This is a genomic window from Pseudokordiimonas caeni, assembly GCF_026719705.1.
In the GTDB taxonomy this organism is placed as follows: domain Bacteria; phylum Pseudomonadota; class Alphaproteobacteria; order Sphingomonadales; family Kordiimonadaceae; genus Gimibacter; species Gimibacter caeni.
The window spans coordinates 475,670-488,153 of the sequence record NZ_JAPPRR010000002.1; the positions used below are offsets into that span (position 1 = coordinate 475,670).

At 63.2% G+C, this 12,484-nt stretch carries 14 protein-coding genes; 9 read left to right on the forward strand and 5 right to left on the reverse strand.

Annotated features, from left to right (window positions below; genetic code table 11):
* The first annotated feature begins 8 nt into the window (after nucleotides 1-8).
* Nucleotides 9-812 (forward strand): 4-hydroxy-tetrahydrodipicolinate reductase, encoded by an 804-nt coding sequence (gene dapB, locus OU694_RS10950; RefSeq protein WP_308911046.1) that lies wholly within the window; start codon nucleotides 9-11, stop codon nucleotides 810-812.
* Nucleotides 812-1,195: a hypothetical protein gene (locus tag OU694_RS10955; RefSeq protein WP_308911047.1), complete on the forward strand. Its 384-nt coding sequence runs from the start codon at nucleotides 812-814 to the stop codon at nucleotides 1,193-1,195. The genes dapB and OU694_RS10955 overlap by 1 nt, the downstream gene beginning before the upstream one ends.
* Here the strand turns inward: OU694_RS10955 and OU694_RS10960 are convergent.
* Nucleotides 1,192-1,659, reverse strand: a complete 468-nt coding sequence (locus tag OU694_RS10960) for a DUF2244 domain-containing protein (protein WP_308911048.1) — start codon at nucleotides 1,657-1,659, stop codon at nucleotides 1,192-1,194. The genes OU694_RS10955 and OU694_RS10960 overlap by 4 nt on opposite strands.
* Nucleotides 1,656-2,873, reverse strand: coding sequence for a UbiH/UbiF/VisC/COQ6 family ubiquinone biosynthesis hydroxylase (locus OU694_RS10965; protein ID WP_308911049.1), 1,218 nt, complete (start codon nucleotides 2,871-2,873; stop codon nucleotides 1,656-1,658). Before OU694_RS10965 ends, OU694_RS10960 begins: the two co-directional genes overlap by 4 nt.
* A 157-nt stretch (nucleotides 2,874-3,030) precedes the next feature.
* Between OU694_RS10965 and OU694_RS10970 the strand changes: the two genes are divergently transcribed.
* From OU694_RS10970 to OU694_RS10985, 4 genes are read left to right on the forward strand one after another with little or no spacing between them, the layout of a single operon-like run.
* Complete coding sequence (locus tag OU694_RS10970; RefSeq protein ID WP_308911050.1) at nucleotides 3,031-5,559, forward strand: FtsK/SpoIIIE family DNA translocase; 2,529 nt, start codon at nucleotides 3,031-3,033, stop codon at nucleotides 5,557-5,559.
* On the forward strand, nucleotides 5,559-6,242 hold the full coding sequence (locus OU694_RS10975; protein WP_308911051.1) for a LolA family protein: 684 nt from the start codon (nucleotides 5,559-5,561) through the stop codon (nucleotides 6,240-6,242). Before OU694_RS10970 ends, OU694_RS10975 begins: the two co-directional genes overlap by 1 nt.
* Nucleotides 6,243-6,252: 10 nt before the next feature.
* A complete protein-coding gene (locus OU694_RS10980) occupies nucleotides 6,253-6,834 on the forward strand; it encodes a hypothetical protein (RefSeq protein ID WP_308911052.1) in 582 nt (193 codons plus the stop codon).
* A 19-nt stretch (nucleotides 6,835-6,853) separates the two neighbouring features.
* Complete coding sequence (locus OU694_RS10985; RefSeq protein WP_308911053.1) at nucleotides 6,854-7,639, forward strand: exodeoxyribonuclease III; 786 nt, start codon at nucleotides 6,854-6,856, stop codon at nucleotides 7,637-7,639.
* Here the strand turns inward: OU694_RS10985 and OU694_RS10990 are convergent.
* Nucleotides 7,636-8,328, reverse strand: coding sequence for a response regulator transcription factor (locus OU694_RS10990; RefSeq protein WP_289504336.1), 693 nt, complete (start codon nucleotides 8,326-8,328; stop codon nucleotides 7,636-7,638). The two genes, OU694_RS10985 and OU694_RS10990, sit on opposite strands and share 4 nt — an antisense overlap.
* A gap of 187 nt (nucleotides 8,329-8,515) precedes the next feature.
* Here OU694_RS10990 and ribA point away from each other — a divergent pair, with 187 nt between their 5' ends.
* Nucleotides 8,516-9,613, forward strand: a complete 1,098-nt coding sequence (gene ribA / locus OU694_RS10995; RefSeq protein WP_308911054.1) for a GTP cyclohydrolase II — start codon at nucleotides 8,516-8,518, stop codon at nucleotides 9,611-9,613.
* A gap of 2 nt (nucleotides 9,614-9,615) precedes the next feature.
* On the forward strand, nucleotides 9,616-10,146 hold the full coding sequence (locus OU694_RS11000; protein ID WP_308911055.1) for a L,D-transpeptidase family protein: 531 nt from the start codon (nucleotides 9,616-9,618) through the stop codon (nucleotides 10,144-10,146).
* On the opposite strand, the gene OU694_RS11005 is transcribed toward OU694_RS11000, so the two are convergent.
* Nucleotides 10,143-10,808 carry a YggS family pyridoxal phosphate-dependent enzyme gene (locus OU694_RS11005; RefSeq protein WP_308911056.1) on the reverse strand — a complete coding sequence of 222 codons (666 nt, stop codon included), beginning with the start codon at nucleotides 10,806-10,808 and terminating at the stop codon, nucleotides 10,143-10,145. The two genes, OU694_RS11000 and OU694_RS11005, sit on opposite strands and share 4 nt — an antisense overlap.
* A gap of 69 nt (nucleotides 10,809-10,877) precedes the next feature.
* On the opposite strand from OU694_RS11005, the gene OU694_RS11010 reads away from it, so the two are divergent.
* A complete protein-coding gene (locus tag OU694_RS11010) occupies nucleotides 10,878-11,456 on the forward strand; it encodes a thiamine phosphate synthase (protein WP_308911057.1) in 579 nt (192 codons plus the stop codon).
* A gap of 3 nt (nucleotides 11,457-11,459) precedes the next feature.
* Here the strand turns inward: OU694_RS11010 and OU694_RS11015 are convergent, their stop codons facing one another.
* The gene (locus OU694_RS11015; protein WP_308911058.1) at nucleotides 11,460-12,329 is read right to left on the reverse strand and encodes a porin; all 870 of its coding nucleotides are present in this window, start codon (nucleotides 12,327-12,329) and stop codon (nucleotides 11,460-11,462) included.
* Nucleotides 12,330-12,484: the final 155 nt, after the last annotated feature.

Here is a 12,484-nt window from a genome sequence, read left to right on the forward strand (position 1 = left end):
GAAAAGCGATGGCGGAACAGGCGCTGAGGGTCGGCATCATTGGATGCATGGGCCGGATGGGACAGGCAGTTGCCGCCGTGGTAGTGGCCGCTGACGGGCTGGTGCTTGCAGGCGGTACGGACCGGGCCGGCAATCCCGGTATGAAAATCCCCGGCACGGATGCTCCGGTGATGATGGATCTCGCTGGCCTCCTTGAGATATCGGATGTGGTGATCGATTTCTCGGCACCCGGCTCCACCGCCGACCATGCCGAGGCGGCAGCGGCAGTGGGTACGGCGCTTGTTGTTGGCACCACGGGCCTGACCGCCAGCGATCATGCCGCGCTTGATGCGGCTGGCAAGTCCACGGCCATCGTTCAGGCGGGTAATTTCTCGCTCGGCGTCAATCTCCTGATGGCGCTCACGGAAGAAGCCGCCCGTGTTCTGGGCGACGATTGGGATATCGATATTCTTGAAATGCATCACCGCCACAAGGTCGATGCACCCTCCGGCACCGCGCTGATGCTTGGGGAAGCTGCCGCCAAGGGGCGCGGCGTCGACCTTGGGACGGTTGCCTGCAAGGCGCGCGACGGGGTGATCGGCGAGCGGCCGGTCGGGGAAATCGGCTTCGCAACCCTTCGGGGCGGCGCTGTGATCGGCGAGCATGAGGTGATTTTCGCGTCGGATAGCGAACGGCTGATCCTGTCGCACAAGGCTGAAAACCGCAGCCTTTTTGCCAAGGGCGCGGTAGTGGCGGCGCGGTTTGCCGCGACCGTTCCGGCCGGGCGCTACACGATGCAGGATGTGCTGAAGTTGCAGCTCGGGAGCCGGTGATGGGCGACAAGCTTTCTGATCTTGGCCGTCAGATGCGCCTCAATGCCGCTGGCAAAAAGCTGGCGAGCGGCGACATGGCCGACGCCTTTGCCGAGTATCTGGCGCTCGCCCGCGAAGGTTATGCGCCGGCCCAGCATGTCACCGCGCTTTGTCTGGGCTCGGAAGACATGCCGGATGAAGCGCTTGGCGAAGAAGCCGAAGACTGGGACCGCGAGGTGGAAGCTGCCGCGTGGGATTGTCTCTCGGTCCGGAACGGTTTTGACGGCGCGGGGCTTATCTTCAAACAGGCGGCACTTGATCCCGAATGGCACGCCGCGATGGAAGTCCGCATTGATGAACTGGCAACAGAGTTTCCGGATGCGCTTCAGGAGAATAAGGCCTAACGCCGTTGCCAGGCATCCAGGGCCTCGCGGATTTCAGCGGCAAGGTCGCGCCGTTCGGCGGGGTTGAGATAAGCGCCCAGGCTCACCGTCTGCTGGTGGGTCGTGATGGTCAGCTCGGTGCCGCCGCGTTCGTCTTCCAGAAGCTTCACTTTGGCCCAGTAGGGCTCGAGCCGCCAGCTTTCACGCCGCCCGTTCGGGTAGCGCCGCTCGACCAGAAGATCGGTATCCGTCAGGCGGACCGTTTCGGTCAGCCGGGCGCGGCGGTAGCTGATGGTGAAGGCCAGCCAGATGGCGAAAATGTCGGCGGCCACAAACAGCACGACAGGCCATGCTCCCACAAACAGGAAGCGCAGCGCGGCCAGTCCGGTGATGCCGCCGATCACCCACATCAGGCGCTTGAAATGCCGCCGGCTGAGCGACCGGTGGGGATAGACGATCAGGTCAAGATGGGCCCGGCCCGTCACAACCGGTCGCCGGAGAGGAGCTTCGGCAGCGTGCCGACCGTGCCGCGCGCGTGCGCCATGAAGAAATTTTTCAAGGGCGGGATGCGGTCAACCACCGCAAGGCCAAGGTCGCGGGCGATGCGAACGGGTGCAATATCGTTTGAAAACAGCCGGTTCAGCACATCGGTTACACCCATCAGGGTCACATTGTCGAACTCGCGCCAACGGGCGTAACGATCAAGCACTGCGCCCGAGCCGATATCGAGCCCGGCGCGGGCGGCCTCGACGATCACCTCGATGAGTGCCGCCACATCGCGCAGGCCCATATTGAGGCCCTGACCCGCAATCGGATGGATGCCGTGGGCGGCGTCCCCCACAAGGGCGAGCCGCGTGTCGGTATAGCGGTCCGCGAACTGCAGGGTCAGCGGATAGCACCAGCGCCCGCCGATCACTTTCACCTTGCCCAGAAAATCGCCGCAGCGGCGTTGTACTTCGGCCTCGAACGCGCGGGGCGAAAGGCCCATGACCGTGTCGGCCAGATGCTGCTTTTCAGTCCAGACGAGCGACGACCGATTGCCGGTCAGCGGCAGGATGGCGAAGGGGCCGGATGGCAGGAAACGCTCGTGCGCCACCCCGCCGTGCGGTAGTTCGTGCTCGATCGAGCAGACGATACCAACCTGATCATAGCCCCATTCGGTCACCGTGATTCCGGCGTCGCGTCGCGCCTGACTGGCGCGCCCGTCGATCCCGAGAAGGAGCCAGGCGGTGATCGTGTTGCCGTCAGCAAGCGTGAGGCGCGCGGCTACGGCATCGCGCTCAATCTCGGTGACGCTGGCGGGCGCCAGATGGCGCAGGTTCGGCAATTCCTTGGCGCGGGCATGGAGCGCGAGCCGCATATGCCGGTTTTCAACCATCTCGCCAAGTGGGCCAGCGCCAAGGTCGCGGTGATCGAAATGCAGGTGCATCAGCGAGGGGCCGTCCGAAACGCGGATTTCCCTGATCGGCTGGTGGCGGCCTTCAAGGTGCTCCCACACGCCGATCGCCTTCAGGAGATTGCAGCTTGCATAGGCAATCGCACTCGACCGTCCGTCAAAGCTTTCAAGCGTCTGGTCGCCCGGCTCGCCACGGTCGATCACGGTCACGTCAAGGCCGTGGGCCGCGAGCCCGATGCCCGCCGCGAGGCCGGCAAGGCCCCCACCAAGAATGGCGATATCGGTCGTCTGATCGTGTGGCATGGCGCGGGCTCCTCTCTCCTTTCTGCTCTACGCCCTTGGGGGCTTGCTGTCCAGCATGGGCAACGCCTACTTGTCAGGGCCCCGGCGGTCTGGGTAAAGTGGCCGGGCTCATGCAGAACAAATCAGGGACAAGCAGACAGTGACAGGCGTAAAGGGAGTGAAACGGACAGCGGGCAAGAACCCCGGCAAGGCACAGGCTGCGGCGACCCGCAACCCGCGCCGCGTTTCCTCGAAACCTGCTGCCCGCAAGGGCGGCTCTGCACCGATCCTGCCGCCCGCTGTAGTGACGGGCCTGAAGTCCACGGCCTGGCGCAGCTTCGGCCTTCTCCTGATGGCGCTTGGCGTCATGATGGTCCTGTCGCTCGCTACCTATAATCCCATGGACCCGACACTCAATCGCATCGCCGATGGTCCCGTCACCAACATGATGGGTGCTCCCGGCGCGGCGGTGGCTGATATTCTGATGCAGACGCTGGCGCTTGCCGCCTATCTTCTGGCCCTGCCACTGCTTGTCTGGGGCTTCAAGATCGCGCGGCTCAAATGGCTCAGGCTTTTCTGGATCAATCTCGCGTTCCTGCCGGTTGGCCTGATCCTTCTCGCCACCGCCATGAGTGTGGTGGCACCAAGCGGCGATTTCCCGGTTCAAGCCGGCTATGGTGGCGCGCTTGGCCAGATGTTTTACAGTTATGTCATCACGCTTTTCGGGGCGCTGGTGTTGCCGAAATGGGTCTTTGCTGTCGTTTTCGCGGCGCTGGGCCTGCCGGCTTATGCCGTGTCGCTCGCACTTTCGGGCGAGGAATGGCGCACCATCGCGCGCGGCATCTATATTGCTGTGGCGATGAGCTGGCGTTGGCTCAAATGGGGCCTTGCCCACAGCGTGCTTGCGGTCGTCAAGGCTGCCGGTTTCGCCAAGGGCCGGGTGGCCGAGCAGGCAGCATCGCGCCGCGCGGCGCGTGCTGAACGCCGTGAACCGGTGATCGGTGAAGCTGCTGACCACGCCCCGGTCTTTGTGGACAGTGATCCCGACGATGAGGAACTGCCGCCCTTCGAGATGGACGAAACCCCCGCCAGCCGCAGCCGCGTGAAGGCCCGGCAGGATCCGGTGAAGGGCCGTCGCGAGGAAATCGAGGCCCAGCGCGCCTTCGACCTTGGCGACAGCGACGGCTTCCGCCTGCCGCCGCTTGAGCTTCTGGCCCCGCCCAAGCCCGGCGAGAAGATCGACAGCCTGTCGACCGAAGCACTGGATGGCAATGCCCGCATGCTGGAAAGCGTGCTGGATGACTTCGGCGTCAAGGGCGACATCAATGATGTGCGCCCCGGACCCGTTGTCACGCTTTATGAGCTGGAGCCAGCCCGCGGCACCAAATCCGCCCGCGTGATCGGCCTTGCCGACGATATCGCCCGCTCAATGAGTGCGATTTCCGCCCGTGTGGCCGTCGTGCCCGGCCGCAACGCCATCGGGATCGAACTGCCGAACCAGAAGCGCGAGACGGTTTACCTGCGCGAACTTCTAGCGAGCCGCGAATATGAAATGACCAAGGCCCGCCTGCCGGTAGCGCTTGGCAAGGATATCGGCGGCGCGCCGGTGATCGCGGACCTTGCCACCATGCCGCACCTTCTGGTCGCCGGTACCACCGGTTCGGGCAAATCGGTCGGCATCAACACGATGATCGAGTCGCTCCTTTACCGGCATACGCCCGAAACGCTCCGGCTGATCATGGTGGATCCCAAGATGCTGGAACTGTCGATCTATGACGATATCCCGCATCTTCTGACACCCGTGGTAACCGAAGCGAAGAAGGCAGTCGTGGCGCTCAAATGGGCGGTGCGCGAGATGGAAACTCGCTACCGGAACATGTCGCGCCTTGGCGTGCGCAATCTTGCCGCCTTCAACAAGCGGATCGAGGAAGCCCGCGCGAACGGCGAGGAACTGGTGCGCGAGGTGCAGGTCGGTTTCGACAAGGAAACCGGCCAGCCGATGTATGAAGAACAGCGCTTCGACTTCCAGCCGCTGCCCTATATCGTCATCATCATCGACGAGATGGCCGACCTGATGCTGGTCGCCGGCAAGGATGTGGAAGCCACCGTCCAGCGGCTGGCGCAGATGGCGCGGGCAGCGGGCATCCACCTGATCATGGCGACCCAGCGGCCTTCCGTGGACGTGATCACCGGCACGATCAAGGCAAACTTCCCGACCCGGATCAGTTTCCAGGTCACCTCGAAGATCGACAGCCGCACCATTCTGGGCGAGCAGGGTGCCGAACAGCTTCTTGGCATGGGCGACATGCTTTACATGGCGGGGGGCGGGCGCATCACCCGCGTGCACGGCGCGTTTGTATCGGACGAGGAAGTCCAGTCCATCGTTGATCACCTGAAACTGCAGGGCCAGCCGGACTATAAGGCGGAAGTGACGGAAGAACCTGAAGAAGGCTTCGACAGCCCGTTCATCCCCGGTCCATCCGGCGGCGGCAATAGTGGTGATGACGCCAGCCTCTATGATCAGGCGGTGGATATTGTGCTGCGTGACAGGCGGCCCACCACCAGCTATATCCAGCGGCGGCTGAAGATCGGCTATAACAAGGCCGCCTCGTTGATCGAGGAAATGGAACAACAGGGCGTGATCAGCGCGCCCAATGCCAAAGGCCAGCGCGAAGTGCTGGTCCCGGCACGCGAGGAAGAATATTGATGAAGCGCACCTTTGCGCCGCTCCTTCTCTCTGTTTTCGCTTTTCTCTCACCGGCGGTGACGGCTCAGGAAGCCGAGCTTCCGCCTCTTGAGGAAGCAACGATGGAGGAAGACCCCACCTTCGCCGCTTTCAAGGATGTGGAACGTTATTTCCGCGAAACTGAAAGCCTGAAGGCCGGCTTCGTGCAGCATGCCCCCTCGGGCGAGATCACCTCGGGCATGGTCTATATGGCCCGGCCCGGTCGCATCCGGTTCGACTATGCGGGCGATGTGCCTTTCCTTGTGGTGGCGGACGGCGAAGCCCTCAACCTCATTGACTATGAAGTCGGGCAGGTGACGCGCTGGCCGATCGATGACACGCCTTTGCGGCTACTCCTTGGCCGTGATGTCGATCTCGCCCGTCTCGGTGCGCAGGTCCAGGCCGCCCCCGGCGGTGACGAGCGGATTGTGGCCGTGCATGCGCGCGACGAGAACCGGCCCGAACTTGGCACCATCACGATCTTTTTCGAGCGCCGCGCCGACGCGCCCGATACGCTGACGCTCAAGGGCTGGCTCGTGAAGGACGCACAGGCACAGGAAACCTATGTCGAGCTCGTGGATGCCGTCCTCAATCCCGAACTTGAAAAGAAGCTCTGGACCTTTGAAGACCCGCGGGGCCTTTCCAAACGCCGCCGCACGCGCTGAGAGGATCATCATGACCGATATCGATATCGACGATCTTCTGGAAGAATTGCCGACGCTTTCGGGCGTCGCCGCCTTCATTGCGGTCGTCAACAATATGCACTGGTTCCGCACGCTGGGCGAAACGCCGTCCGATAACGACCGGCGCCTTGCCGAAGCTTACGGCCCTGCGCTTGGCTTCCCCGAGGCCGAACCCGCTTTCCTTTTTGACTGGGAAGATGCGGCCGCCGCCGCGGAATCGAACGATATCAACAGCCCTTCGTGGGAAGCGGAGGAACAGCTTCGCGCCGCGCTCACGGATGATCTTCTGGCTGTCCTTGATGAAGACACGTTCGAAATGGTGCTGACCCACATCAATGAAAGCACGATCCCGGCGATTGAAGCCGCCGCCGAAGATGCCGCCGATTATCTGAGGATCGACGACGGCGAGTTCGTGCGTGCCGCCACGGGCGCCGCCGTGCAGGCGGTGCATCAGGCCGCCCTTGTGATGCTGACGGGCGCAGATGACGATCATCCCTTCGCGCTCCGTTTCCGGCTTTTTGAACGCGGCCGCTGGCCCATCGGCGTCACCGGCGCCAGTTTCCTCATCTACTGACCGACGAAAGGACAGACCCTTGCGCATTGTTACCTGGAACATCAACTCGGTCAGGGCCCGGCTTGATATTGTCGAGCATCTCATCCGCACGCATCAGCCCGATGTGCTGTGCCTGCAGGAAACCAAGGTGATGGATCAGGATTTCCCGCGTCGCTTCTTTGAAGATCTCGGGATGCCGCATCTGGCGATCAAGGGACAGAAAAGCCACCACGGCGTGGCGATCGCCGCGAAGGCACCCTTCGCGGAAAGCTATTCGCTGGATTGGTGCGGCAAGGGTGATGCCCGGCATATCGCGATCAAGCTGGCGGGGGGTCAGGTCGTTCACAATTTCTATGTGCCGGCGGGCGGGGACGAGCCTGATCCTGCCATCAACGACAAGTTCGCCCACAAGCTCCAGTTCCTCGACGAGATGATCGAATGGTCGAAGACGCTGAAGGACCCGTCGATCCTCGTGGGCGATATCAACGTGGCGCCGCACCCCGACGATGTGTGGAACCACAAACAGCTTCTGAAAGTCGTTTCGCACACCCCGGTCGAAACCGACCGCCTGTTCGCGCTTCTGGATGCGCATCAGTGGGTGGATGTGTGCCGCGAGATCGTGCCGCTGCCTGAAAAGCTCTATAGCTGGTGGTCTTACCGTTCGCCCGACTGGTCGAACGCAGACAAGGGCCGCAGGCTCGACCATGTATGGACGAGCCCGTCGCTCAAAGGCGCAATCCGCGGGGCCCAGGTGCTGCGTGACGGGCGCGGCTGGGGCGAAAAGCCCTCGGACCATGCACCCGTCATGGTGGATTTCGAGTTCTAACCGAGCGCCTGCAGGCTGTAGCCGCCGGGCTCGGTGATCAGAAGCTGGGCTGCGCCGGGTTCGGGCTCGATCTTCTGGCGCAGACGGTACACGTGGGTTTCCAGCGTGTGGGTGGTGACGCCCGAATTATAGCCCCAGACTTCCGTCAGCAGCTCTTCCCGGCCCACGGGCTTGCCGCCGGCGCGGTAGAGATACTTCAGGATCGCGGTTTCCTTCTCGGTCAGGCGCACCTTCTTGCGCGCGCCCTGATCCTCAAGCAGTTTGCCTGCCGGGCGGAACTGATAGGGCCCGATATGGAAGGTGGCATCTTCGGTTTGCTCGTGCTGGCGCAGGTGGGCGCGCACACGGGCTAGCAGTACGTTGAAGCTGAAAGGCTTCGTCACATAGTCGTTGGCGCCGGCATCAAGGCCGAGGACGGTATCGGCGTCCGAGGTCACGCCTGTCAGCATGATGACCGGGGTCTTGATCCCGTTCTTGCGGATGCGGCGGCACAGTTCGCGGCCGTCCATGTCGGGCAGGCCGACATCAAGCACCAGAAGGTCGGCCTGATTTTTGGAAAGCCAGTCGAGCGCGGCGCCGGCCGTGCCTTCCTGATGGGTGGTGAATTCATCGCAAAGCGCCAGCTGGTCGGCCAGTGTCTCACGCAGATCTTCGTCATCGTCCACAAGCAGGATTTTGCGGGTCGCCATGCTTTTTGCTCCTTGGCATATGCTGTCGTGTCTTTTGTCCCGGACTTCCAGTATGCCCGAGCTTCGGTCCTCTATAAAGTGGCGGCAGATTGGCGACAGTCAAACTTGCTCACAAATGTTTGATTGGCATCGCGCCGTATGACACAACAGGTTCCCGTGCAATGTCCATGAGTGAAGCCTCGGCCCCATGCTTGATTTTCGTGACAATCTGACGCCTGTGAACCGGGCCGCCGACGATTTGCGGCGCGGCCTGCCGGTCGTGGTGGCAGGCGCGGATGGCAAGGGTCTGGCACTTCTGCCGCTGGAGCTTGCAAACGGCCCGGCGCTTGACGCGTTCGAGGCGGTGGCGGGTAGCGGCTTCCTTATGGTGACGGGCCAGCGCGCCGAAGTGTTGAAGGTTGGCCACAAGGGATGGCCAGTGGTGCGCCTCAAGCGCCCCGGCTGGATGGAAAGCGCCGATCTCGCGGCCCTTGCCGACCCGACGCTCGATCTTGCCTCGCCGCTCAAGGGCCCCTTCACCCGGATCGATCATCCCGACACGGATACTGACCGCGCGGCCCTGAAGCTTCTGAAATGGGCGCGGCTCCTGCCGGCGGCCCTCGCCGCTGAAATCGATGACGCGCCGGCTCTTGCCGCCCGGGAAGGCTGGCTGGTGGCGAATTCGGAAGCGGTGCTTGCGGTTGACCTGTCGCAGGCGAGCGCGCTCAAGATCGTGGCCCGCGCCCGTGTGCCCCTCGCCGGCGCTGAAAAGACCGAGCTTGTCTCCTTCCGGCCGCTTTCGGGCGGCATCGAACATATTGCGATTGTCGTGGGCGACCCCTCCCGTCATGCACCGGTGCTCACGCGGCTTCATAGTGAATGTTTCACGGGTGATCTTCTCGGCAGCCTCAAATGCGACTGCGGCGAGCAGCTGCGCGGCGCCATCAAGGCGATTGGCGAGGCGGGTGGCGGGGTCGTCCTTTATCTCGCGCAGGAAGGCCGGGGCATCGGGCTTATCTCGAAGCTGAAGGCCTATTCGCTGCAGGACCAGGGCTATGACACGGTCGATGCCAACACGCGGCTCGGGTTCGATGTGGACGAGCGTGTGTTCGCGCCGGCGGCTGAAATGCTGAAGAGCCTCGGTTTCTCGGCCGTGCGGCTGATGACCAACAATCCCGAAAAGGTGGCCGCCCTCGGCCGCTTCGGGATCGAGGTCACCGAGCGGGTCCAGCATGCCTTTCCGCCGAATCCTCACAATATCGGCTATCTCGCGACCAAAAAGTCGCGCACCGGCCATATGCTCTGATCATGCCGCAGGTCTGGACCGTCACGCCCTCGGCCGATGATGCCACCAAAGGGCAGCTCACCGGTCCGCTCCTGCAGGCACCGTGCGCGCTGGGCCGCGCGGGCGTGGTGCCTGAAGCTGACAAGAAAGAGGGCGACGGGGCGACGCCCGCCGGCACATATGCGCTGCGCCGGGTCTTTTACCGGCCTGACAAGGAGGCCGCGCCGGTCACACGTCTGCCGGTGATGGCGATCAACCCGACCCTCGGCTGGTGTGACGATCCTGAAAGTCCCGACTATAACCGGCTCGTGCGCCTGCCCACGGGTGCCTCGCACGAAAAGCTGTGGCGGGATGATGCCCGCTATGACCTCATCCTTGTGCTTGGCCATAATGATGCTCCGCCGGTGCCCGGCAAAGGCAGCGCCATCTTTGTCCATGTCGTGGAGCCGGGCTTTGTCCCGACGCAGGGCTGCGTGGCCTTCGAGGCTAGCGCGCTGCGCTCGTTCCTGCGATTAGTTGCGCCAGACGACCTTTTCTGGGTTGCGCGGCTCTAGCTGCGATTTCCGAAAATGGCCGTGCCGACCCGCACGTCTGTGGCACCCATTGCGGCTGCCAGCGCAAAATCGCCGCTCATTCCCATGGACAAGCCCTTGAGGCCGTGGCGGGCGGCGAGCTTTTTCAGAAGCGCGAAATGCAGGGTCGGGTCATCGTCCACCGGCGGGATGACCATGAGGCCGACAACATTCAGGCCGATCTTGCGGGCGTGGTCGACAAGCCCCGGCAGGTCTTCAAGCGAGGCCCCGCCCTTCTGTTCCTCCCGGCCGGTATTCACTTGAATGTAAACGGGCAGATTGCGGCCCTGCGCGTCCATTTCCTTCTTCAGGGCATCGGCAAGCTTGATGCGGTCCAGGCTGTGGATCACATCGAACAGGGCAACGGCATCGCCCGCCTTGTTCGATTGCAGGCTGCCGATCAGGTGCAGCTCGATATCCGGGAACCGCTCCTTCAGCGGCAGCCAGCGGCCTTGCGCTTCCTGCACACGGTTCTCGCCAAAAACCCGGTGGCCGGCTTCCAGTGCTTCAATGACCCGGTCCTCGGGTTGCATCTTCGAGACGGCGATCAGGCGCGGCTGCGCTACGGGTGCCCCGGTGTGGCGGCACATGCGGTCGATTTCTTTGGAAACCTGGGCGAGGTTGTCGGCAACAGACGTGCTCATGTCCTGTCCTTGTCTAGGGCGTCATTCGGGGGCTGGAGGCTTCAGGGAGCTATGTGGTATGAGGCCGTCATGGTCAAGCCCTTGCCGCCAGTCCGTCATCAGATTTGCCGCCGCGCCGGGGTGCGGGGCGCGGTTTATATTGCAGGCCGTGAGCGCGACGCCGATCCGTTGTCCGTCGCTCGCCGTCTCCCGCGCGGTACCTTTGTCCTCTACCGCGATTATGACGCTGCCGACCGTGCAGCCTTTGCGCACCGGCTTGCCCGTGTTTGCCGGAAGCGGCATCTGCGGCTTCTGGTTGCGGGCGACGCGCGCCTTGCCCGCGCTGTAAGGGCTGACGGCCTCCATCTGCCCGAATATCAGTTGTTTCGCTGCCCGCCCAACTGGAGCGGCATGGTGACAGCGGCAGCGCACAGCCGCCGGGCGCTTCACGTAGCGCGGGCACGCGGGGTTGATCTCGCGCTTGTCTCGCCCGTCTTTGAAACGCTCAGCCATCCGGGTGCCCGCACACTCGGCCCGCACCGATTTGCCCGGCTCGTTCAGGGAGTGGGCGTCAGGATTGGCGCTCTGGGCGGCGTCAAAAAAAGGAATTCCGGGCGGCTGAAGAGCTTGCCTCTCGCCGCGGTTGCCATGATGGACGGGTGGAAATAGTCCCTAGAAGCGGAACTGGCCGCCGAGGAAGACCATCTGTTCGCTTTCGGCCGAGAAGGGCGTTGCGACGATGCGGCTCGAATAGTCGAGATAACGCACGCCGCCCAGCACGCCGATGCGCTCGGTCAGCCGGTAGGAGGCGCCAAGCTCCACGGCCAGCACATCGCGGGCCGCATTGTCGATCCCCATCAGGTCGGCGCCCGCCTTGTATTCGCTCAGCGAAAGCCGGGTCGAGAAGGCGCCGTGGCGCCACGAAAGGCCGACGTCATAACCGGTCGAACGGCCCGCGGCATGATCGGTAACCTGCAGCATGGCCGCATCGACGGCAAAGCCCCCGAAACCGAGGCTGAGGCCGGATTCGATGCGTTCCTCGCCGGGGCTGATGCCGATACCGAAGGCGTCGGTCATGGCCACGCGGCGGTCGCCCTCGATCCGGTAGCTGCCGGAGAAGCCGAGGCGGAAGGCGGGGCGCGCCTTGTCCTCGCCGAAGGAAAGGGTGAGGTTGCTGTCAGCGCCTGCCAGCGGCAGACGGTTCACACCCTGCGTGCCCGAAGGCGCGAGGAGCGAGGAAAAATCGGGAATATCGCCCGGCGCATTCTGGTCGCCCGCCGGTGCTGCATTATCCTGCAGATAGAAGAAGCCTTTTTGCTGCCCGTTATCGCTCTGGCGCAGGCTCAGTTCCAGTTCCTTCAGGCCTTCGGCGCTGCCGTCACGCGGCACGGGCTTCAGCCAGGCCATATGCTCGGCCATGAAGAGATCGAGGCTTTCAAGGAAACCGTTCGATTCAAAACGGGTACTGTCCTCTGCCCCGGAAGGAGCAGAGACAAGCGCGGCAACAAGAAGTGCCATACCCGTCCTGGTCGGTCGTTTCATTTTCGTTCCTCGAAACACGAAGGGGCACCTCGGCCCACACGGCCCTGGAACCCATGGGGGTCCGCATTATCATTTACGCTGATACGCTTTAACCGCCCATGTCCCTTTAAGGTAAGGACGATTTTTGTGTGAGGGCAAGAGGTGGAGGCGAATAA

Excerpts from the sequence above, each read along its gene's own strand:
- dapB (WP_308911046.1), top strand. The coding sequence starts at position 9 with ATGGCGGAACAGGCGCTGAGGGTCGGCATCATTGGATGCATGGGCCGG.
- OU694_RS10955 (WP_308911047.1), top strand. The coding sequence starts at position 812 with ATGGGCGACAAGCTTTCTGATCTTGGCCGTCAGATGCGCCTCAATGCC.
- OU694_RS10965 (WP_308911049.1), bottom strand. The coding sequence starts at position 2,873 with ATGCCACACGATCAGACGACCGATATCGCCATTCTTGGTGGGGGCCTT.
- OU694_RS10975 (WP_308911051.1), top strand. The coding sequence starts at position 5,559 with ATGAAGCGCACCTTTGCGCCGCTCCTTCTCTCTGTTTTCGCTTTTCTC.
- OU694_RS10980 (WP_308911052.1), top strand. The coding sequence starts at position 6,253 with ATGACCGATATCGATATCGACGATCTTCTGGAAGAATTGCCGACGCTT.
- OU694_RS10990 (WP_289504336.1), bottom strand. The coding sequence starts at position 8,328 with ATGGCGACCCGCAAAATCCTGCTTGTGGACGATGACGAAGATCTGCGT.
- ribA (WP_308911054.1), top strand. The coding sequence starts at position 8,516 with ATGCTTGATTTTCGTGACAATCTGACGCCTGTGAACCGGGCCGCCGAC.
- OU694_RS11000 (WP_308911055.1), top strand. The coding sequence starts at position 9,616 with ATGCCGCAGGTCTGGACCGTCACGCCCTCGGCCGATGATGCCACCAAA.
- OU694_RS11005 (WP_308911056.1), bottom strand. The coding sequence starts at position 10,808 with ATGAGCACGTCTGTTGCCGACAACCTCGCCCAGGTTTCCAAAGAAATC.
- OU694_RS11010 (WP_308911057.1), top strand. The coding sequence starts at position 10,878 with ATGGTCAAGCCCTTGCCGCCAGTCCGTCATCAGATTTGCCGCCGCGCC.
- OU694_RS11015 (WP_308911058.1), bottom strand. The coding sequence starts at position 12,329 with ATGAAACGACCGACCAGGACGGGTATGGCACTTCTTGTTGCCGCGCTT.